This window comes from Nocardioides sp. T2.26MG-1 (assembly GCF_950101795.1).
Lineage (GTDB): Bacteria > Actinomycetota > Actinomycetes > Propionibacteriales > Nocardioidaceae > Nocardioides.
On record NZ_CATNLZ010000023.1, the window covers coordinates 237,231 to 256,923 of the forward strand.

Consider the following 19,693-nt stretch of genomic DNA (forward strand, 5'->3'; position numbering starts at 1 on the left):
GTCTTGCTGGTCGGGCAGTGACGAACCCGTCAGTGGCCCGTCAGCGGCGGATCGTGGTCTTCGCGACGCCGAGGTCGATGACCGCGCCCGATCCGTCGAGGAGGGTGATCCTCAGGGCGATCACCTTGAGACCGGCGGCGAGCCTCTGGACGACCTTCGGCTCGAGCTTGGCAACGCCCGGGATCTCGATCGTCTGGTCGATCGGGATGTCCTGCGGCTCACCGTTGGCGGTGATCGTCCCGATCGAGGTCCCCGCGGCGCTGCGGACGATCCCGCCTCCGGCCTTGCGGATCACCGTGGCCTTGCCGACCACCGCGTCGATCTTCAGGGCGCCGTCGCCGAGGTTGATGCCGGCCACGGAGCCGCGCTCCCAGGCCTTGCTGCGCCGGTCGTAGCGCTTGCCCCACTGGCTCGAGCTCACCGCGTCGACCACGAGGCCGCCGCCGAGGTCGACGTGAGCGTCGGAGCGGGTCAGGGGCTGCCCCTTGGTGCCCTGGCAGGGCATGATCGAGAGCGGGTTGCGACCGCTGGTGAGCACGCCGCCGAGGACCTCGGCCTCGGTGCCGGCGGAGTAGCCGCCGAAGCGACCGTGCTTCACACCGGAGACCGCCACGGCCTTGCTGCGGGCGACGACCAGGTCGGTGCCGGTGGCGAGCACCTTCACCCGCAGGGCCGCGGCCCACGCCGAGGCGGCGCTGGAGTTGGTGCTCTCGTTGGACGCACCGAGGCTGATCTGGGCCACCCCGGGGACGATGATCGGCGTCCCCGGCGTGGGGATGTCGAACTCCTGGGGGTCACCGACCGGCGGGGTGAGCACGATCTTGCCGATGCTCGAGCTGGTCTCGGCGTGGAACCCCGTGGCGTTGTGCCAAGCGTGGGAGAGCGAGGTGACGCCGCGGATGCTCAGCTTGCCGAGCGGGCTGTCGGCCAGGACGACCTCGGCCGTGGTGCTGCGCGAGTAGGAGTGCAGCGAGGCGCCGGACTTGCGGGTCCACACCCGGGTGGTCACACCGGAGACGGTGCCTGCGCTGGGCAGGTTGGCGGTGACGACCTCGTTGGTCCGCTCGATGCCGGGCGTGACCGAGCAGCTGATCACCGAGAACGCGGTCATCCCCGACCCGGCGGGGACCTGTCCACCCGTCAGCCGGGTGCCGTAGGCGCTCGCCTTGAGGGCGATGTCGCTGCGGGCCTTGGCGCTGGTGCGGCTCGCACCCGCCGGGGCCGGTGCTCCCGACGCAGGCGCGATGAGGCCCAGCGACGCGACGAGTGCGCCGGTGGCGAGGGCGGCGAGGACGGTGGTACGGCGGCGCTTCATCGTGGACCCTTCGCGCGGTGCGGTTGTTGTCGTCATGGGTGCCCGCTGCGAGGCGGGCCTATCAGATGGTCTAGACACGTGCCCCCGATGGGCGTGGCTGTGCTGAGACATGGTTCCCTCCTGGATGCGGCGGCTGTGCCCCCGGTGCCCCCACCTGGAGCGCGCGTCGTCCCTCGCCGCGGCAGCCGTCAGGGGCCCAACGGCGCCGGGCCGCTGCGGTTACGGTCGAGTAGCGTTGGTGTCTCGGATCCCGGACTCCAGTCGGTGGCGACCGTCTGGTGGCCGCCCGGTCCCCGGGCGAGGATGGCGGGATGGATCACGCGTCAGTCCCCTCGGTCGGTGTCGGTGTCGGACCGGTCTCGTTCGCCGACCTCCGGGCCGTCGCGCGGGACGGAGCCGCGGTGCGGCTCGCCGACGACGCGGTGGCCGCCATCGACCGGGCCCGCGGCGTCGTCGACGCGCTGGCCGCCTCCGAGACGCCGGTGTACGGCGTCTCGACCGGGTTCGGTGCGCTGGCCACCCGGCACATCCCCACCGAGATGCGGGCTCAGCTCCAGCGGTCGCTGGTCCGCTCGCACGCCGCCGGCTCGGGTCCCGAGGTCGAGCGGGAGGTGGTGCGGGCGCTGCTGCTGCTGCGGCTCTCGACGCTCGCGACCGGGCGGACCGGGATCCGCCGGGAGACGGCGACGCTGCTGGCCGCCCTGCTCGAGCACGGCATCACGCCGGTGGTGCGCGAGCACGGCTCGCTCGGCTGCTCGGGCGACCTCGCGCCGCTGGCCCACTGCGCCCTGGCGCTGATGGGGGAGGGCGAGGTCCGGGACGCCGCCGGCACGCTGATGCCTGCCGCCGAGGCGCTGGCCGCCGCCGGGCTGAGGCCGGTCGAGCTGGCCGCGAAGGAGGGCCTCGCGCTGATCAACGGCACCGACGGCATGCTCGGGATGCTGGTGCTCGCGATCGAGGACCTGCGGATGCTGCTGCGCACCGCGGACGTGGCCGCCGCCATGTCGGTCGAGGGGCAGCTCGGCACCGACCGCGTGTTCGCACCCGAGCTGCAGGCGATCCGCCCGCACCCGGGCCAGGCGCTCTCGGCGGCCAACCTGGTCACGCTGCTGCGCGACTCCGGCATCGTCGCGTCGCACCGCGGGCCCGACTGCAACCGGGTGCAGGACGCCTACTCGTTGCGCTGCTCGCCCCAGGTCCACGGCGCGGCCCGCGACACCGTCGAGCACGCCGCGACCGTCGCCGAGCGCGAGCTCGCCTCGGCGGCCGACAACCCCGTGGTGATGTTCGACGAGAGCGGGGACGAGAGCGCGCCCGGGCGTGTGGAGAGCAACGGCAACTTCCACGGTGCCCCGGTCGCCTACGTCCTCGACTTCCTCGCGATCGTCGCCGCCGACGTGGCCTCGATCAGCGAACGGCGTACCGACCGGTTCCTCGACAAGTCCCGCAACCACGGCCTGCCGCCCTTCCTCGCCGACGACCCGGGCGTGGACAGCGGGCTGATGATCGCGCAGTACACCCAGGCGGCGATCGTGTCCGAGCTCAAGCGGCTCGCGGTGCCCGCCTCGGTCGACTCGATCCCCTCCAGCGCGATGCAGGAGGACCACGTGTCGATGGGCTGGTCCGCGGCCCGCAAGCTGCGCCGATCGGTCGACGGCCTGACCCGGGTGGTGGCGATCGAGGTGCTGACCGCCGCGCGCGCCCTCGACCTGCGAGCGCCGCTCGAGCCGTCCCCGGCGACCGCGGCCGTCGTCGCGCTGCTCCGCTCCTCCGGGGTCGCGGGTCCGGGGCCCGACCGCCACCTCTCGCCCGAGATCGAGGCCGCCGTCGAGCTGGTGGCCTCGGGCGCCGTCCTGCATGCCGTCGAAGCCGTGATCGGAGAACTGCGATGACGAACCCCCGCCTGCCCATCCATGCCGCCCGTGGCACCGAGCTGACCGCGCGGTCCTGGCAGACCGAGGCGCCGCTTCGGATGCTGATGAACAACCTCGACCCCGACAACGCCGAGCGCCCCGAGGACCTCGTCGTGTACGGCGGCACCGGCAAGGCCGCCCGCTCCTGGGAGGCGTACGACGCGCTGGTGCGGACGCTGCGCACGCTGGGCGACGACGAGACCATGCTCGTGCAGTCGGGCAAGCCCGTCGGCGTGATGCGGACGCACGAGTGGGCGCCGCGGGTGCTGATCGCGAACTCCAACCTGGTCGGCGACTGGGCCAACTGGGAGGAGTTCCGCCGGCTCGAGGACCTCGGCCTCACGATGTACGGCCAGATGACGGCGGGCTCCTGGATCTACATCGGCACCCAGGGCATCCTCCAGGGCACGTTCGAGACGTTCGCCGCCGTGGCCGACAAGCGGTTCGGGGGCACGCTCGCCGGGACCATCACCGTCACCGCCGGGCTGGGCGGCATGGGCGGCGCGCAGCCGCTCGCGGTGACGATGAACGACGGCGTGGTGATCTGCGTCGAGTGCGACCCCGAGCGCATCCGGCGACGGATCGAGCACCGCTACCTCGACGTCCAGGCCGCCTCGCTCGAGGAGGCGCTGGCGCTCGCCGTCCAGGCCCGGGACGAGCGCCGGCCGCTGTCGATCGGCCTGCTCGGCAACGCCGCCGAGGTGCTGCCGCGGCTGCTGGAGGGCGACGTGCGCATCGACGTGGTCACCGACCAGACCTCGGCCCACGACCCGCTCTACTACCTGCCGGTCGGGACCGCTGTCGCGGACTGGGCGGCCGAGCGCGAGGCCGACCCCGCCGGCTTCACCAAGCGGGCGCGGGAGTCGATGGCGGTGCACGTGCGGGCGATGGTCGAGCTCCAGGACCAGGGCGCCGAGGTCTTCGACTACGGCAACTCGATCCGCGACGAGGCCCGCAAGGGCGGCTACGACCGGGCGTTCGAGTTCCCCGGCTTCGTGCCGGCCTACATCCGGCCCCTGTTCTGCGAGGGCAAGGGCCCGTTCCGCTGGGCCGCACTCTCCGGCGACCCCGCCGACATCGCCGCCACGGATCGGGCGATCCTCGAGCTGTTCCCCGACAACGAGCGGCTGCGCAAGTGGATCACGATGGCCGGTGAGCGGGTCCAGTTCCAGGGGCTGCCCGCGCGGATCTGCTGGCTGGGGTACGGCGAGCGCCACCTGGCGGGTCTGAAGTTCAACGAGATGGTCGCCTCCGGCGAGCTGAAGGCGCCGATCGTGATCGGCCGCGACCACCTCGACTGCGGGTCCGTGGCCTCGCCGTACCGCGAGACCGAGGGGATGCTCGACGGCTCCGACGCGATCGCGGACTGGGCGGTCCTCAACGCGCTGGTCAACACCGCCTCGGGCGCGACCTGGGTGTCCTTCCACCACGGCGGCGGAGTCGGCATGGGCCGCTCGCTGCACGCCGGCCAGGTCTGTGTCGCGGATGGCACGCCACTGGCGGCCGAGAAGATCGAGCGGGTGCTCACCAACGACCCCGGCATGGGCGTGATCCGACATGTCGACGCGGGCTACGAGCGCGCCGTCGAGGTGGCCCGGGAGCGGGGCGTCCGCATCCCGATGTCCGAGGGCTGAGGCGGAGGATCCCCGGTTCACCGGGGATCCTGGCGCTTGTCGGCGGTTGCAACGGCCGACAGGCGGAAGAAGAGGCTGACCAGTAGCCCAGCCTGGCGACACCGACCGTGCCAGAGTGGTCTCGTGACGACCCAGCCGGCTCGGTCCCGCGCCACCCTCACCGACATCAGCTCCCGCGCCTGGGAGCACCCCGCCGACCGCGGAGCGCTGGTCGCGCTGCGCAAGCTCAAGGGCTTCGACACCCTGCTCAAGGCGATCTCCGGCCTCTTCAACGAGCGCGCGGTGCGACTGGTCTTCCTCGGCTCCGCCGTCCGCGTCGACGAGCGCCAGTTCACCCGGCTGCACGGGCTGCTCGGCGAGGTCGGGCGCACGCTCGACGCGCCCGAGCTGCCCGAGATGTACGTCGTGGCCAACCCGGTCCCGGGTGCCCTCACGATCGGCATGAACAAGCCGTTCATCGTGCTCAACTCCGGCCTGGTCGACCTGCTCGACACCGACGAGCTGCGGTTCGTGATCGCCCACGAGCTCGGCCATGCGATGAGCGGCCACGCGGTCTACCAGACCCTGCTGCAGCGACTGATCCAGCTCACCGGCGTGCTGAGCAGCGTGCCGGTCGGCGGCCTCGGCTTCCGGGCGATCATGGCGGCGCTGTACGAGTGGTCCCGCAAGGCCGAGCTCTCCGCCGATCGCGCCGGGCTCCTCGCGACCCAGGACCCCGCCACCGCGTTCCGGGTGCACATGAAGCTCGCCAGCGGCGGCCACCTCGACGACCTCGACGCGACCTCGTTCTTCGCGCAGGGCCAGGAGTACGACGACGCCGACCTGCGCGACTCGGTCCTGAAGATGCTGCTGGTCGAGAATCGCTCCCACCCGTTCCTCGTGGTCCGGGCCACCGAGCTGCGCCGCTGGGTCGACTCCGGCGAGTACACGCGGATCCTCGCGGGCGAGTACCCCCGCCGCCAGGACGACGCCGAAGCCGGAGTGTCCGAGGCGGCGAAGGCCGCGGCGCGCAGCTACTCCGACACGTTCCGGCAGAGTCAGGACGCGGTCGGCAAGCTGGTCCACGACGTGGCCGGCGTGCTCGGCAGCGTCAAGCTGTGGCTCGACGAGCAGCTGCGCCGCGGGGACGACTGACCGGCCGCCCCGACGGCGGCCCAGACGGCGGCCCAGACGGCGGCCCAGACGGCGACACGGACGGAGCGAGGCCCCGGGACGGTGCGTCCCGGGGCCTCGACTGTCGAACCGTGTGGCGCTAGAAGACCCTGCGGCGGGTGCCGCCGATCGGCACGAGGTTCAGGATCAGTCCCACGACGAGCAGGATCAGCCCGATCGTCGTCAGGATCGGAATGCTGGCTACCAGGCCGATGATGAGCAGGATCAAGCCAAGAATGATCATTTTCTTACCTCCCTTGAGTACCCCCAACCGGCAGTACCCCAGGGGTGGTGCGGCGCAAACCTCCGGTCACCCCAGGGACTGGATCGCCCGGTGGATGTCGAGCGTGCGGCGGGCGGACTCGACGTGGAGGTTCTCCACCATCCGGCCGTTGTAGGTGACGACGCCCGAACCTTCCCCCGAATCCGACTGAGCGTCCTCCCAGGCCTGGATCAGGCCCTCGGCATCGGCGACCGCCTGCTCGCTGGGTGCGAACGCCTCGTTCGCGCCCTCGACCTGGCCGGGGTGGATCAGCGTCTTGCCGTCGAAGCCCATCTCGCGGCCCTGCCGGCACTCGGCGAGGAAGCCGTCGGCGTTCTTCACGTCGTTGTAGACGCCGTCGAGGATCGCGATGCCCGCGGCGCGAGCGGCGAGCAGCGCGGTGTGCAGGCTGGGCAGGATCGGCGCCCGGCCGGGCACGTGCTCGGCGTACAGCTCCTTGACCAGGTCGTTGGTGCCCATCACGAACGTGCTGAGCCGCTCGGACGCCCGGGCGATCGCGAGCGCGTCGAGGATCGCGACCGGCGTCTCGATCATCGCCCAGAGCGTGGTGTGGTCGGGCGCGCCGTACCGCTCGAGCGCGTCGACGAGCTGCGCCACCTCGGCGGCGCTGCTGACCTTGGGTACGACGACCGCGCGCGGGCCCGCCTGGGCGGCGGCCTCGAGGTCGGCCTCGTGCCACTCGGTGCCGATGCCGTTGACCCGGATCGTGAGGGTACGCCGGCCGTACTCGCCGCTCGCCGCGGCGGCGCAGGCGGCCTCGCGGGCGGCCGGCTTGGCGTCGGGAGCCACGGCGTCCTCGAGGTCGAGGATCAGTCCGTCGCAGGCGATCGTCTTGGCCTTCTCCAGCGCCCGCTCGTTGGAGCTGGGCATGTAGAGCACGCTGCGCAGCGGGGTGAAATCGCTCATCAGGCGTCCACCTCGATGGCGTCGTACGCCTTCTTCAGCTCGGGGTCGATCGCGGCGAGCTGCTCGGCGAGCTCGACCATCACCAGGCACTGCTTGAGCGAGGCGTCGTCCTCCATCTTGCCGTCGAGCATCACCGCGCCGGTGCCGTCGCCCATCGCGGCCGCCACCCGGCGGGCGTGGGCGACGTCCTCGACGCTGGGGCTGAAGACCCGGTTGGCGATCGCGATCTGCTTGGGGTGCAGGCTCCAGGTGCCGACGCAGCCGAGCAGGAACGCGTTGCGGAACTGGTCCTCGCACGCCACGGTGTCGGCGATGTCGCCGAACGGGCCGTAGTAGGGGTAGATCCCGTTCATCGCGCACGCGTCGACCATCCGGGCGATCGTGTAGTGCCACAGGTCCTGCTGGTACGTCGTGCGCTTCGCCTCGACGTCCGGGACGCCGACGTCGTTCTTGGGTGGGTCCTGGCGCACCAGGTAGCCGGGGTGGCCGCCGCCGACACGGGTGGTCTTCATCCGCCGGTCGGCGGCGAGGTCGGCCGGGCCGAGGCTCAGGCCCTGCATGCGCGGGCTGGCGGCGCAGATCTCCTCGACGTTCGCGACGCCGCGGGCGGTCTCGAGGATCGCGTGCACGAGGATCGGGCGGTCGAGCCCGGCCTTGGCCTCGAGCTGGGCGAGCAGCCGGTCGACGTACTGGATGTCCTCGGCGCCCTGCACCTTGGGGACCATGATCACGTCGAGCTTGTCGCCGATCGCGGGCACCAGCGTGGTGAGGTCGTCGAGCACCCAGGGGCTGTCGAGGGAGTTGATCCGGGTCCACAGCTGGGTCGGCCCGAAGTCCGTCTTCTGCGCGATGTCGACCAGGCCGTCGCGCGCCGCCTCCTTGTTGTCGGCCTTGATCGCGTCCTCGAGGTTGCCGAGCAGCACGTCGACCTTGCCGACCAGGTCGGGGACCTTGGCCGCCATCTTGGGGTTGCTCGGGTCGAAGAAGTGGATGGCCCGGCTCGGCCGGGCCGGGATCTCGGTCAGGGGCGTCGGGGCCCCGACCGCGAGGGGTCGGAAGAAGTCCTTGGCGGAGCGCATGGGCCGGAACGTAGCAGCGCACCGCCGCCCAGGGGTATGACCGATCTGACAGAGTGGTGAGCGTGGAGGCGCGGCAGGGGCTGTCCTCGGCCGAGGTCGAGGCGCGCTGTGCCCGTGGCGAGACCAACGCCGCCGACAACCGGTCGTCCCGGCCGCTGTGGACCATCGTCCGCGCGAACGTCTTCACCCGCTTCAACGCGATCCTGGGCGCCCTCTTCGTCCTGATCCTGGTCACCGGCTCCTTCGCCGACGGCCTCTTCGGGCTGGTGCTCGTCATCAACTCCGGGATCGGGATCGTGCAGGAGTACCTCGCCAAGCGGAAGCTGGACCGGCTCGCGCTGATGCATGCGCCGACCAGCCGAGTGGTCCGAGACGGCGTGCTCGTGACGGTGCCGACCTCCGCCATCGTCCTGGACGACCTGGTCGAGCTGCGGACCGGCGACCAGGTGCCGGCCGACGGCGACCTCGTCTCCGAGGACGGCCTCGAGGTCGACGAGTCGAACCTCACCGGCGAGGCCGACGCCGTGGCGAAGGACGTCGGCGACGAGGTGCGGTCGGGCACGGCCGTCGTCGCGGGGACCGGGCGGTTCGTGGCGGCGGCCGTCGGGCCGTCGGCCTACGCGAACGGGATCGCCGCCGAGGCCCGGAAGTTCACCCGCACCTCCTCCGAGATCCAGCGCTCGGTCAACCGGCTCCTCACCTACATCACCTGGATCATCGTGGTCGCGCTGCCACTGCAGCTGTGGTCCCAGGCGCGGGTCGTCGGCGACCAGGGCTGGCAGGAGGTCCTGATCCGCTCCACCGGCGGCCTGGTCGGGCTGGTGCCCGAGGGGCTGGTCCTGCTGACCTCGGTCGCGTTCCTGCTCGCCGCCGTCTCGCTGACCCGGCAGCAGGTGCTGGTGCAGGAGCTGCCCGCTGTGGAGGGGCTGGCCCGGGTCGACGTGGTCTGCCTGGACAAGACGGGCACGCTGACCACCGGCGAGATCGCGTACGAGCGCTGCGAGCCGACCGCAGACCTCGGCGAGGCCGCGTTGGGCGAGGCGCTGGGCGCCTTCGCCGACGACCCCAACGCCAACAGCACCCTGCAGGCGGTGGCCGGGGCCCTGCCGGCGCCGGCCGGCTGGGTGCGCACGTCGACGGCGCCGTTCAGCTCGGCCCGCAAGTGGAGCGCCGCGACGTTCGAGGGGCGAGGCGCCTTCGTCCTCGGGGCGCCGGAGATGCTCCTGCCCGACGGCGACCCGCTGCGCGACCGGGTCGCGGAGCTGGCGGCGAGCGGCCGCCGGGTGCTCGCGCTGCTCCACGGAACGGCGGACGGCCAGGACGGGCTGCCCGACGACGCCCGGTGCGTGGCGCTGGTGACGCTGACCGAGCAGGTGCGCCCGGACGCGGCCGAGACGTTGCAGTTCTTCGCCGAGCAGGACGTGCGGATCAAGGTGATCTCGGGCGACAACCCGACCACGGTCGCCGCGATCGCCCGACGCGTCGGGCTCGTGGTCGGCCCCGAGGCGGTCGTCGACGCCCGGACCCTCGGCACCGACCCGGACGAGCTCCGGGAGGTCGTCGAGCGGGTCACGGTCCTGGGCCGGGTGACGCCGGAGCAGAAGCGGGCCCTGGTACAGGCGCTGCAGCGCGACGGCCACGTCGTCGTGATGACCGGGGACGGCGTCAACGACGCGCTCGCCCTCAAGGACGCCGACATCGGCGTCGCGATGGGCAGCGGCGCCCAGGCGACCAAGGCCGTGGCCCAGCTGGTGCTGCTCGACGGCCGGTTCTCGCACCTGCCGTCGGTGCTCGCCGAGGGGCGCCGCGTGATCGGGAACGTCGAGCGGGTCGCCAACCTGTTCGTCGCCAAGAACGTGATGAGCCTGATCGCGATCCTGACCGCCGCGGCCTTCACGCTGCCGTTCCCGTTCCTCCCGCGCCACCTCACGCTGGTCTCGGCGACCACGATCGGGATCCCGGCGTTCTTCCTCGCGCTCGGCCCCAACCGCCGCCGTTACGTGCCCGGCTTCCTCCCCCGGGTGCTGCGCTTCGCCGTCCCGGCGGGAGCGGTGTCCGGCCTGGTCGTGGTGACGTCGTACCTGCTGGCGCGGTGGCTCTTCGACGAGCCGTCGGCGAGGGCCTGCGTCAGCGCGGGTGCCCTCGGTGGCGACGGGGCCTGCTGGGAGCCCTCGACCGGCGCGACCCTCGCGCTGTTGGTGACGTCGTTCTGGATCCTGGCGGTGCTGGCGCGACCGTTCCGGCCGTGGAAGGTCGCGCTGGTCGCGTCGTGCGTGGGGCTGGCGGCGCTCGCCTTCGTGCTGCCGTCCGCGCGGGAGTTCTTCCAGTTCGCGGCGTCGCCGCAGGTCGTGCTGCTGTCCCTCGGCGTCGGCGCGGTCGGTGCGGCCGCCGTCGAGGTCGTCTACCGGACGGCGCCGGACATGCGGCGGGCCGCGGGCACCTGAGGGTCAGCCGTAGGTGTAGAAGCCCCGGCCGGTCTTGCGTCCGAGCAGCCCGGCGTCGACCATCCGCTGCAGCAGCGGGGGCGCGGCGTACAGCGGCTCCTTGAACTCCTCGTACAGCGACTCCGCGACCGCCTTGGTGGTGTCCAGGCCGATCAGGTCGGCCAGGGCGAGCGGTCCCTGCGGGTGCGCGGCGCCCAGCACCAGCCCGCGGTCGATGTCCTCGGCGGACGCGAAGCCCGACTCGTACATCCGGATCGCGGAGAGGATGAACGGGATCAGCAGCGCGTTGACCACGAAGCCGGCGCGGTCCTGGCAGTCGATCGCCTTCTTGCCCAGCGACCCCTCGACCCACGCCCGCGACCGCTCGGTGGTCTCGGCCGAGGTCAGCAGCGACGGCACCAGCTCGACGAGCTGCAGCACCGGCACAGGGTTGAAGAAGTGCACGCCGATGACCTGGGTGGGCCGCGACGTGACGACGCCGAGCTTCATGATCGGGATCGAGGAGGTGTTGGACGCCAGGATCGCGTCCGGCGCCTCGACGATCGCGTCGAGCGAGCGGAACAGTGCGACCTTCGCGGCCTCGTCCTCGACGATCGCCTCGACGACGACCTCGCGGTCGGCCATCGCGTCGAGGTCGGTCACGACCCGGATCCGGTCGAGCACCGCGGTCGCCGACTCGATCTTGCCCTTGGTCTCGGCACGCTGCAGCGACCGCTCGAGCCGGCCCAGCGCGGCCTTGGCCGCCTCGTCGCCCGACTCCACGACCACCACGTCCTGGCCGGCGCGGGCGCTGACCTCCGCGATGCCCGAGCCCATCAGGCCGCCACCGACCACTCCGACGTTCTTCACCCTGCTCCTCCTCCGGACCGCTTCGTCCGTCGATTCCACCAGTGCCGCCGCGGCGGCGGTGCGGCGGGTGCCGTCCGGGCGGTACGGCGCGCCGCGCGCCGCTGGTGCCACGCGGCGACCGTGGCGTCGACGTCGCGGGGCATCGTCACCAGCGGCGGCCCGGGGGAGAGCGAGTAGCGGGCCCGGATCACCCGCTCGTTGAAGTCCTCGACATGCCGCCGCACCTCCGACTCGACGGCGTACCTGTCGAGCTCCGCGTCGAGCTCGGCGTCCTCCTTGCGCAGCGCGACGCTCAGCGGCAGCACGGTGATCCGCTCGCGCTCGACGAGCCGCTTCAGCCACCAGTCCGGGTCGTGCTGCTCGCCGAGACCCTCGATCGGCTTGCCGGTGCCGGGCAGGTTCTCGAAGTCGCCGCGCTCCATGGCCTGGCGGATCTGCAGGTCCACCCAGGTGTGCTGCTGCTCGATCCGGGCGCGGGCGGCCGCGCGCTCGGCCTTCCGGTCCGGGTCGTGCTCGTCGGGCATCGGGCATCACCTCCTGCCCGGCCCAGACTAATCGGCGGCTGGAACCGGCTCCCGGTCCTCCGCGACCACCCGCGGCATCGCCAGCAGCGCGACGGCCGCGGCCACGGCGGCGAGGGCGCACACCGACCACACGGTGAGGTAGCCCGCCAGCGGGGCGTGGCCCTCGGTCGGGTCGTCGATGGTGCCGGTCGCCGAGAGCGCGATCGCGAACACCGCGGAAGCGATCGCGCCGCCCACGGTCTTGGTGGCGTTGGTCATCCCGGTCGCGAAGCCGGTGCGCTCCGGGGGTGCGGCGGCCGCGGCGGTCGCGGGCAGCGCCGCGACCAGCGCACCCGACCCGAGGCCGGCGACCGCCATGTTGACCAGGGCCTGCCAGGTGGCGTCGTGGAACGGCAGCCACAGCGCGTAGCCGGTCGCGACCAGCAGCGACGAGAACACCAGCGCACCGCGGGCGCCCAGCGCCCGTGTCGTGAGCGGCAGCGTGAACGCGCCGATCGCCAGGAAGATCACGTAGAGGCCGATCAGCGTCGACACGAACCCGGCGCCCGCGCCCAGCCCGTAGCCGGCGACGTCGGGGTCGGTGCGCGCGAACGTCGACAGCGGGATCTGTGCGCCGAGCACGGACATGCCGAACAGGAACGCCGTGAGCTGCACCGGCCACTGCCCCGGCTCGCGCAGCAGGCGTACGTCGATCAGCGGCTCGGCCTGCGCCAGCTCGAAGCGCACGAACGGCGCCAGCGCCACCAGGCCGAGCACGACCAGCGTCCACGCGAGCACGCTGCCGACCCCGTCGACCCGGACCACGATCAGGCCCGCCATCACCAGGCCGACCGCGGTCGTGATCAGGCCGAGGCCGCCGAGGTCGAGCCCGCCGGTGCCGGTGCCGGGCAGGTCCTCGATGCCGAGCCAGATCACCACGAAGCACGCGGTCACCGCGACCGCCGGCAGCGCCAGCAGCACGGTCATCGAGGTGGCCCCGACCAGCGCGCCGCTGGTCAGCGCGCCGATGATCACGGCCAGCTCGAGCGCGCCGACGAGGATCGCCGCGGACCGGCGGGTCAGCTGGTTCTGCCGGCCGGTGTCGGCGGTGCGGCGGAAGATGATCGCGACCTCGAGGGGCAGCCACACGACGTACGCCCCTTGCAGTGCGGCACCGACCAGGAAGGTGGAGAACGATGGTGCGAACGCCAGGATCCACGAGCCGACCGCGGTCGCCGCCGTCGAGAGCAGCAGCACCCTCTTGTGGCCGACCAGGTCGCCGAGCCGGGCCAGTGGCGGCACCACCAGCGCGGCCACGATCAGCTGTGCCGCCTCGAACCAGTTGACGTCCGCGTCGGCGATCTCGAGGTGGTCGGCGATGTCGCTGAAGATCGGCGTGTAGTAGCCCTGCAGGATGCCGCTGGCGAGCTCGACGCAGACCAGGAACCCGACGATCGCGAACAGCCCGCGTTGGGGGGAGTGCCGGGGCCGGGCGTCGGTGGTCATCCGGGGATCCTCTCGATGAGGCGCTGGTACCAGCGCACGCCGTCGACGAGGGCGTCGATCCCGAGGTGCTCGTCGTAGGAGTGGATCGACTCGCGCTGCGCCTTGGTCATCCGGAACGGCGCGAAGCGGTAGACCCGTGGGCAGATGGCGGTGAAGAACCGCGAGTCGGTGGCCGCCATCATCACGTACGGCGCGGGCACGGTGTCCGGGAACACCTCGACGATCGTGGCCTCGAGGAGCCGGAACGCGTCGTCGTCGACCGGGGAGACCGGGCTCGGCTCGTTCTGCTCGACGACGTCGACCCGGACCTGGTCGTCATCGATCGTGCGGCGCACGTGCTCGAGCACCCCGGCGACGGTGTCGCCGACCATGATCCGGATGTTGACCCCGGCCTTGGCGGTGCTGGCGATGACGTTGAGCGCGGGCGAGCCCGAGAGCGTGGTCACCGCGAACGTCGTCCGGGTCATCGCCGCCGGCTCCGGGCCGGCGGCGACCAGGGCGCGGGTGAGGACCGGGCGCAGGCGGGCCGCGTTCGCGAGCAGCGGGCGCAGCGCGAGCATGGCGTGCGGGGCCATCCGGCGGAACAGCTCCACGGTCGGCTCGGGCACGCTCGCCGGCATCGGCGCGCGGTCGAGCCGGGTGATCGCCCGGGCCAGCCGCGCGGTCGGCCCCATCCGCGCCGGGGTGGACGCGTGCCCGCCGCGGCCCTCGACGCGCAGCTCGATCGAGGTGACGCCCTTCTCGGTCACGCCGACCACGCCGATCGGGGCGCCGACCCCGGGGAACGCCTCCGAGGCGACCGCGCCGCCCTCGTCGACGACGACCCAGGGGCGCACCCCGCGGGCCTCCAGCTCGACGACGGCGAGCCGTGCCGCCGTACCCGAGACCTCCTCGTTGCAGCCGAAGGACAGCCACACGTCCTGGGCCGGCACGAACCCGCGCTCGAGCAGTGTCTCGACCGCCTCGCAGATGCCGACCAGTGCGCCCTTGTCGTCGAGGGTGCCGCGCCCCCAGATCGCGCCGTCGTGGATCTCGGCGCCGAACGGCGGGTGCTGCCAGGGGGCGTCCGCCTCGACCGGTACGACGTCGAGGTGGGCCATCAGCACGACCGGCCGGGCGTCGCTGCGGCCGGGCCAGCGGAACAGCAGGCCGTGGGTGTCGACGCGGGTCGGCTCGAGGCGCTCGTGCAGCAGCGGGAACTGGGCCGCGAGCTCGGCCAGCAGCTCGTCGAACACGGCCGCGTCGACCAGCGCCGGGTCCCGGTCCGACACCGTCGGGATGCGGACCAGGGCCTGCAGCTTGCCGACGGCACGATGGGTCACCCGGGGGAGGCTAGTGCTCGCAGCGCCGTACGTCTCGGATGCGAGACGAAGGGAGGGGCTGCGGTCGTTGACCGCGGGGGCTCACGCCGATGGACTGGCCCCGTGCCCCCACCGTCCGCGATGCACGACGTCCTCGACCGGCTTGCGGCGCCGCCGCGACGGCGACCCGGCGGCCCCCTGGTCGCCCGGGTCGGCCGGGTGGTGGCCGATCGTGATCACGCCGACGGGGTCGAAGTCGTCGGGGATGGCGAACGCGTCCCGCACCGCCGCGTCGCGCTCGGGCGGGACGCCGATGAAGCAGGACGCGAGGCCCGCGTCGGTCGCCGTCTGCAGGATCAGCAGGCTCGCCATCGCGGTGTCCATGTCCCAGAACGGCTTGGGCCAGCGCGCCTCGTCCTGGTCGGTCCAGCCCTTGTCGGGCTCGGCATAGCGGCGCAGGTAGGCCGCCTTGCTCGAGCACGGCAGGATCACCACGGGCGCGCGCATCATGCCGGTCAGCCACTCGTCCGGGTGCTCGATGTCGTCGGCGGTCGCCTCCCAGAAGGTGCGGACGTCCGCCGTGGTGTCGAGCACGAGGAACGCCCAGCCCTGGCTGAACCCGGCGTTCGGGGCGCGGGTGGCGTTGCGCAGCGCGCGGTCGACGACCGCCGGGTCGACGGGATCGGTCGCGTAGTTGCGGACCATGCGGCGGCGTCGTACGACGTCCTGGAACTCCATGGAGCGAACTGTGCCTGACGACTTCGAACGGATGTGGGCCGACCTGGCCCCGGTCGGCCGGTCGGCGGTGTCGGGCGGGTACTTCCGTCAGCCGTTCACCGCGCCGGAGGCGGAGCTGCGGGGGTGGTTCCGCGAGCAGTGCGCCGCGCGGGCGCTGCGGGTCGAGGAGGACGCCTTCGGCAACCTCGTGGGCTGGTGGGACGTCGGCTCCGGCCCCGCGGTCGTGACCGGGTCGCACCTCGACTCGGTGCTCGACGGCGGGGCATACGACGGTCCCCTCGGCGTGGTGTCGGCGCTCGCCGCGGTCGACCTGCTGCGGGCGCGCGGAGTCGCGCCCGCCCGGCCGGTCGGGGTGTCGGTGTTCGTCGAGGAGGAGGGCTCGCGCTTCGGGCTGGCGTGCCTGGGCTCGCGGCTGGCGACCGGCACGGTCTCGTGGGAGGTCGCCCGGGAGCTGCGTGACGGCGACGGGGTCGCGTTCGGCGACGTCGTCGAGGGGGTGGTCGCGGGCGGCTCGTCGTCGCTGCTCGCCTCGGTCGGCACGTACGTCGAGCTGCACGTCGAGCAGGGCCGCGACCTCGTCGACCGCGGCGCGGCCGTGGGGGTGGCCAGCGGGATCTGGCCGCACGGGCGCTACCGCTTCGAGTTCGCCGGGTCGGCCAACCACGCCGGCACCACGCGGATGGAGGACCGCGCCGACCCGATGCTCACCTACGCGTTCACCGCGCTCGGCGCCAACAAGCAGGCCCGGCTGGCCGGCGAGCGGGCCACCTTCGGGCGGGTGTCGGTGACGCCGAACGGCACCAACGCCGTGCCGTCGCACGTGACGGCCTGGCTCGACGCCCGGTGCTCGACGTCGGAGTCGCTGACCGCTCTCGTGGACGGGATCACCGCCCAGGCCACCGACCGGGCGGGGCGCGACGGCACGTCGCTGACGGTGACCGCGGAGTCGGTGTCGCCGGCGGTGGCGTTCGACGCGGCGCTCGCCGCCCGGGTGGCCGCCGACCACGAGGACGGCGACTGGCCGGTGATCCCCACCCAGGCCGGCCACGACGCCGGCATCCTCTCCGCGGCCGGGATCCCCTCCGCGATGCTGTTCGTCCGCAACCCGACCGGCGTCTCGCACTCGCCGGCCGAGCACGCGGAGCTCCCCGACTGCCTGGTCGGCGTCTCCGCCCTGGCCGACACCCTGGAACGGCTGCTCCGGTGAGCGAGCCCCCCTCGTCGTACCTCCTCGAGCGGGCGTGGGTCGACGGCGTCGTGCGCGAGGACGTGCTGGTGGAGATGGCCGACGGCCAGATCACCCGCGTCACTCCTGCACCACTCGGCAGCCAGAACCCGCACGACACGCCGGGCGGCCACGGCGTGTCGTGCGGGGATCGGCTGTCAGCAGCCGAACCCCGCAGCCTCCGCGGCCTCACCCTCCCCGGGCTGACCAACGACCACAGCCACGCGTTCCACCGGGCGCTGCGGGGGCGGACGCAGCGGGGGCGGGGGACGTTCTGGACGTGGCGCGAGCAGATGTACGCCGTGGCGGAGCGGCTCACGCCGGACACCTACTTCACGCTCGCCCGGGCCACGTTCCGCGAGATGGTGGCGGCCGGCTACACGAGCGTGAGCGAGTTCCACTACCTCCACGACCCCGAGCCGCAGACGGGTGACGCGCTCCGCGCCGCCGCCGCCGAGGCGGGCATCCGCCTGACGCTGCTCGACGCCTGCTACGTCAGCAGCGGGTTCGGTGCGCCGCCCGAGGGCGTCCAGGTGCGCTACAGCGACGGGACCGCCGAGCGCTGGGCGGAGCGGGTCGGCGACGGGCCGGCCGCGATCCACTCCGTGCGGGCCGTGCCGCGCGACCAGCTGCACGTGTTCCGGGGCCGCAGCCCGCTCCACGTCCACCTCTCCGAGCAGCAGGCCGAGAACGACGCCTGCCTGGCGGCGTACGGCGTCACTCCGACCCGGCTGCTCCATGAGGAGGGGCTGCTCGGGCCCGGCACCACGGTCGTGCACGCCACCCACCTCACCGACGACGACATCGCGCTCCTCGGCAGCACCCGCACCAACGTCTGCATCACCCCCACGACCGAGCGCGACCTCGCCGACGGCATCGGGCCGGCCCGGCGGCTGGCCGACGCCGGCTGCCGGATCAGCGTGGGCAGCGACAGCCACGCGGTCGTCGACCCGTTCGAGGAGCTGCGCGCACTCGAGATGGACGAGCGGCTGGCGACCCGGACCCGCGGGCACTGGTCCGCGGCCGAGCTGCTCGCGATCGGCGCCGGCGGCCGCGGCATCGCGGTCGGCGAGCCCGCCGACCTCGTCACGATCGGCACGACCAGCACCCGCACCGCCGGCACCGGCGCCGACGAGAACACCGCGGTGTTCGCGGCCACCGCCGCCGACGTCACCCACGTCGTGGTCGACGGACGCGTGGTCGCGACGGCGGACGACCACGACGAGATCGGGCGCGAGCTCGCCGACGCGATGGAGGCACTGTGGCCACGACCCTGATCACCAACATCGGCGAGCTGGTCACCAACGACCCGGAGGCCGACGACCTCCTGGGGACCGTCGAGCAGGCGGCGCTCGTCGTCGAGGGCGCCCACGTCGCCTGGGTCGGGCCCGCGAGCGCCGCGCCCGCGGCCGACGAGCTCGTCGACGCCGGCGGCCGCGCGGTGCTGCCGGGCTTCGTCGACAGCCACAGCCACCTGGTCTTCGCCGGCGACCGGGCCGCCGAGTTCGCGGCCCGGATGGCGGGGACGCCGTACGCCGCCGGCGGCATCCGCACGACGGTCGCGGCCACCCGCGCCGCCACCGACGAGCAGCTCACCAGCCACGTCGGCCGGCTTGTCGCGGAGATGCGCCGCCAGGGCACCACCACCGTCGAGATCAAGAGCGGCTACGGGCTCACCGTCCGCGACGAGGCCCGCAGCCTCGCGGTCGCGCGGCAGTTCACCGAGGAGACGACGTACCTCGGCGCCCACGTGGTGCCCGAGGGCAGCACGCCGGAGGAGTACGTCGAGCTGGTGACCGGCCCGATGCTCGACGCCGCCCGGGAGCACGCGCGGTGGATCGACGTGTTCTGCGAGCGCGGCGCCTTCGACGGCGACCAGGCGCGGACGATCCTCGCCGCCGGCGCCGCTGCCGGCCTGCGCGGACGCCTGCACGCCAACCAGCTGACGTACGGCGAGGGGGTCCGGCTCGCCGCGGAGCACGGCCTCGCGGCGGTCGACCACTGCACCTACCTCAGCGACGCCGACGTCGACGCCCTGCGGGACAGCGGCACGATCGCGACGCTGCTCCCGGGCGTGGAGTTCTCCACCAGGCAGCCCTACCCGGACGCCCGGCGGCTCATCGACGCCGGCGTGCGGGTCGCGCTGGCCAGCGACTGCAACCCCGGGTCGTGCTTCACCAGCAGCCTCCCGCTGTGCATCGCGCTCGCGGTCCGCGAGATGGGGATGACCCCGGCCGAGGCCGTGCACGCAGCGACGTACCGCGGCGCGCAGGCGCTGGACCGCGAGGACGTGGGCGCACTCACCGTCGGGCGCCGCGCGGACCTGATGCTGCTCGACGCGCCCAGCCACGTATACCTGGCCTACCGCCCCGGAGTGCCCCTCGTGCTCGGCACCTGGGTGGCCGGCCGCCCGCTGTAACGCGGGTTACCCGATCCTCCCACCGTGCCGCAGGCCCCTGGGAACAGCGGCTAACACGGCGTTACCTGCGGCCGGGCGACCCACCTAAGACCCCCCTCAGCCGGAACCTAAGGCACTTGCCCGATGTGGGTGCCTACCTCAGGGAGCGAATCTCTTCTCACCACCGAGGAGCTGAGGAGCCCACCATGTACGAGAACACCGCGCACCGCGACTACGTCAAGAGCGAGCTGGAGTACCGGCTCAACCGGGTCCAGGCCGACCTGGCGGGGCGCCGCAAGCGCCGGGCGCTGGTACGCCGGAGCAGGGACGTCGACGGGCTGACCTGGAACACCGTGCGCTGACGGGCGCGCGGCGATGGCAGACCGGATCCTGACGCTCGTCCCGGACGTGACGACTAATCAGGAGCACCCGACAACGGAACACGGG

17 protein-coding genes are annotated in these 19,693 nt (G+C 73.0%); 8 read left to right on the top strand and 9 right to left on the bottom strand.

Going from position 1 to position 19,693, the window contains the following annotated elements; translation table 11 throughout:
• Positions 1 to 40: 40 nt before the first annotated feature.
• A complete protein-coding gene (locus QQZ14_RS13935) occupies positions 41 to 1,315 on the bottom strand; it encodes a choice-of-anchor P family protein (protein WP_284534935.1) in 1,275 nt (424 codons plus the stop codon).
• A gap of 311 nt (positions 1,316 to 1,626) precedes the next feature.
• On the opposite strand from QQZ14_RS13935, the gene hutH reads away from it, so the two are divergent.
• The 3 genes from hutH (at position 1,627) to QQZ14_RS13950 (ending at position 5,996) form a co-directional block, all read left to right on the top strand.
• Positions 1,627 to 3,207 carry a histidine ammonia-lyase gene (gene hutH, locus QQZ14_RS13940; RefSeq protein ID WP_284534936.1) on the top strand — a complete coding sequence of 527 codons (1,581 nt, stop codon included), beginning with the start codon at positions 1,627 to 1,629 and terminating at the stop codon, positions 3,205 to 3,207.
• Complete coding sequence (gene hutU / locus QQZ14_RS13945) at positions 3,204 to 4,862, top strand: urocanate hydratase (protein WP_284534937.1); 1,659 nt, start codon at positions 3,204 to 3,206, stop codon at positions 4,860 to 4,862. The genes hutH and hutU overlap by 4 nt, the downstream gene beginning before the upstream one ends.
• A gap of 123 nt (positions 4,863 to 4,985) precedes the next feature.
• The gene (locus QQZ14_RS13950; protein WP_284534938.1) at positions 4,986 to 5,996 is read left to right on the top strand and encodes a M48 family metallopeptidase; all 1,011 of its coding nucleotides are present in this window, start codon (positions 4,986 to 4,988) and stop codon (positions 5,994 to 5,996) included.
• A gap of 118 nt (positions 5,997 to 6,114) precedes the next feature.
• On the opposite strand, the gene QQZ14_RS13955 is transcribed toward QQZ14_RS13950, so the two are convergent.
• The 3 genes from QQZ14_RS13955 to QQZ14_RS13965 all read right to left on the bottom strand — a co-directional run bounded on the left by QQZ14_RS13955 (position 6,115) and on the right by QQZ14_RS13965 (position 8,282).
• Positions 6,115 to 6,243 (bottom strand): hypothetical protein, encoded by a 129-nt coding sequence (locus tag QQZ14_RS13955; RefSeq protein ID WP_284534939.1) that lies wholly within the window; start codon positions 6,241 to 6,243, stop codon positions 6,115 to 6,117.
• A gap of 81 nt (positions 6,244 to 6,324) precedes the next feature.
• Complete coding sequence (locus QQZ14_RS13960; protein WP_284534940.1) at positions 6,325 to 7,203, bottom strand: HpcH/HpaI aldolase/citrate lyase family protein; 879 nt, start codon at positions 7,201 to 7,203, stop codon at positions 6,325 to 6,327.
• On the bottom strand, positions 7,203 to 8,282 hold the full coding sequence (locus QQZ14_RS13965; protein WP_284534941.1) for an HpcH/HpaI aldolase/citrate lyase family protein: 1,080 nt from the start codon (positions 8,280 to 8,282) through the stop codon (positions 7,203 to 7,205). The genes QQZ14_RS13960 and QQZ14_RS13965 overlap by 1 nt, the downstream gene beginning before the upstream one ends.
• Positions 8,283 to 8,344: 62 nt before the next feature.
• On the opposite strand from QQZ14_RS13965, the gene QQZ14_RS13970 reads away from it, so the two are divergent.
• Positions 8,345 to 10,726, top strand: coding sequence for an HAD-IC family P-type ATPase (locus tag QQZ14_RS13970; protein ID WP_284534942.1), 2,382 nt, complete (start codon positions 8,345 to 8,347; stop codon positions 10,724 to 10,726).
• 3 nt (positions 10,727 to 10,729) lie between these two features.
• Here QQZ14_RS13970 and QQZ14_RS13975 read toward each other — a convergent pair whose 3' ends face one another.
• The 5 genes from QQZ14_RS13975 to QQZ14_RS13995 all read right to left on the bottom strand — a co-directional run bounded on the left by QQZ14_RS13975 (position 10,730) and on the right by QQZ14_RS13995 (position 15,623).
• On the bottom strand, positions 10,730 to 11,575 hold the full coding sequence (locus QQZ14_RS13975) for a 3-hydroxybutyryl-CoA dehydrogenase (protein WP_284534943.1): 846 nt from the start codon (positions 11,573 to 11,575) through the stop codon (positions 10,730 to 10,732).
• Positions 11,572 to 12,099, bottom strand: a complete 528-nt coding sequence (locus QQZ14_RS13980) for a DnaJ family domain-containing protein (RefSeq protein ID WP_284534944.1) — start codon at positions 12,097 to 12,099, stop codon at positions 11,572 to 11,574. The genes QQZ14_RS13975 and QQZ14_RS13980 overlap by 4 nt, the downstream gene beginning before the upstream one ends.
• Before the next feature lie 27 nt (positions 12,100 to 12,126).
• Positions 12,127 to 13,584: an MFS transporter gene (locus QQZ14_RS13985; protein WP_284534945.1), complete on the bottom strand. Its 1,458-nt coding sequence runs from the start codon at positions 13,582 to 13,584 to the stop codon at positions 12,127 to 12,129.
• Positions 13,581 to 14,906, bottom strand: coding sequence for a M20/M25/M40 family metallo-hydrolase (locus QQZ14_RS13990; RefSeq protein WP_284534946.1), 1,326 nt, complete (start codon positions 14,904 to 14,906; stop codon positions 13,581 to 13,583). Before QQZ14_RS13990 ends, QQZ14_RS13985 begins: the two co-directional genes overlap by 4 nt.
• Positions 14,907 to 14,987: 81 nt before the next feature.
• Positions 14,988 to 15,623, bottom strand: coding sequence for a nitroreductase family protein (locus QQZ14_RS13995; RefSeq protein ID WP_284534947.1), 636 nt, complete (start codon positions 15,621 to 15,623; stop codon positions 14,988 to 14,990).
• Positions 15,624 to 15,633: 10 nt separating this feature from the next.
• Here QQZ14_RS13995 and QQZ14_RS14000 point away from each other — a divergent pair, with 10 nt between their 5' ends.
• The 4 genes from QQZ14_RS14000 (at position 15,634) to QQZ14_RS14015 (ending at position 19,608) form a co-directional block, all read left to right on the top strand.
• A complete protein-coding gene (locus QQZ14_RS14000; protein ID WP_284534948.1) occupies positions 15,634 to 16,830 on the top strand; it encodes an allantoate amidohydrolase in 1,197 nt (398 codons plus the stop codon).
• Entirely contained in the window at positions 16,827 to 18,125 is a 1,299-nt protein-coding gene (locus QQZ14_RS14005; RefSeq protein ID WP_284534949.1) for a formimidoylglutamate deiminase, read from the top strand. The genes QQZ14_RS14000 and QQZ14_RS14005 overlap by 4 nt, the downstream gene beginning before the upstream one ends.
• A complete protein-coding gene (gene hutI, locus QQZ14_RS14010) occupies positions 18,110 to 19,267 on the top strand; it encodes an imidazolonepropionase (protein WP_284534950.1) in 1,158 nt (385 codons plus the stop codon). Before QQZ14_RS14005 ends, hutI begins: the two co-directional genes overlap by 16 nt.
• Positions 19,268 to 19,452: 185 nt before the next feature.
• The gene (locus QQZ14_RS14015) at positions 19,453 to 19,608 is read left to right on the top strand and encodes a hypothetical protein (RefSeq protein WP_284534951.1); all 156 of its coding nucleotides are present in this window, start codon (positions 19,453 to 19,455) and stop codon (positions 19,606 to 19,608) included.
• Positions 19,609 to 19,693: the final 85 nt, after the last annotated feature.

What these genes read in the sequence shown, in the direction of transcription:
- QQZ14_RS13935 (WP_284534935.1), bottom strand. Translation starts at nt 1,315, where the DNA reads ATGAAGCGCCGCCGTACCACCGTCCTCGCCGCCCTCGCCACCGGCGCA.
- hutH (WP_284534936.1), top strand. Translation starts at nt 1,627, where the DNA reads ATGGATCACGCGTCAGTCCCCTCGGTCGGTGTCGGTGTCGGACCGGTC.
- hutU (WP_284534937.1), top strand. Translation starts at nt 3,204, where the DNA reads ATGACGAACCCCCGCCTGCCCATCCATGCCGCCCGTGGCACCGAGCTG.
- QQZ14_RS13960 (WP_284534940.1), bottom strand. Translation starts at nt 7,203, where the DNA reads ATGAGCGATTTCACCCCGCTGCGCAGCGTGCTCTACATGCCCAGCTCC.
- QQZ14_RS13965 (WP_284534941.1), bottom strand. Translation starts at nt 8,282, where the DNA reads ATGCGCTCCGCCAAGGACTTCTTCCGACCCCTCGCGGTCGGGGCCCCG.
- QQZ14_RS13980 (WP_284534944.1), bottom strand. Translation starts at nt 12,099, where the DNA reads ATGCCCGACGAGCACGACCCGGACCGGAAGGCCGAGCGCGCGGCCGCC.
- QQZ14_RS13985 (WP_284534945.1), bottom strand. Translation starts at nt 13,584, where the DNA reads ATGACCACCGACGCCCGGCCCCGGCACTCCCCCCAACGCGGGCTGTTC.
- QQZ14_RS13995 (WP_284534947.1), bottom strand. Translation starts at nt 15,623, where the DNA reads ATGGAGTTCCAGGACGTCGTACGACGCCGCCGCATGGTCCGCAACTAC.
- QQZ14_RS14015 (WP_284534951.1), top strand. Translation starts at nt 19,453, where the DNA reads ATGTACGAGAACACCGCGCACCGCGACTACGTCAAGAGCGAGCTGGAG.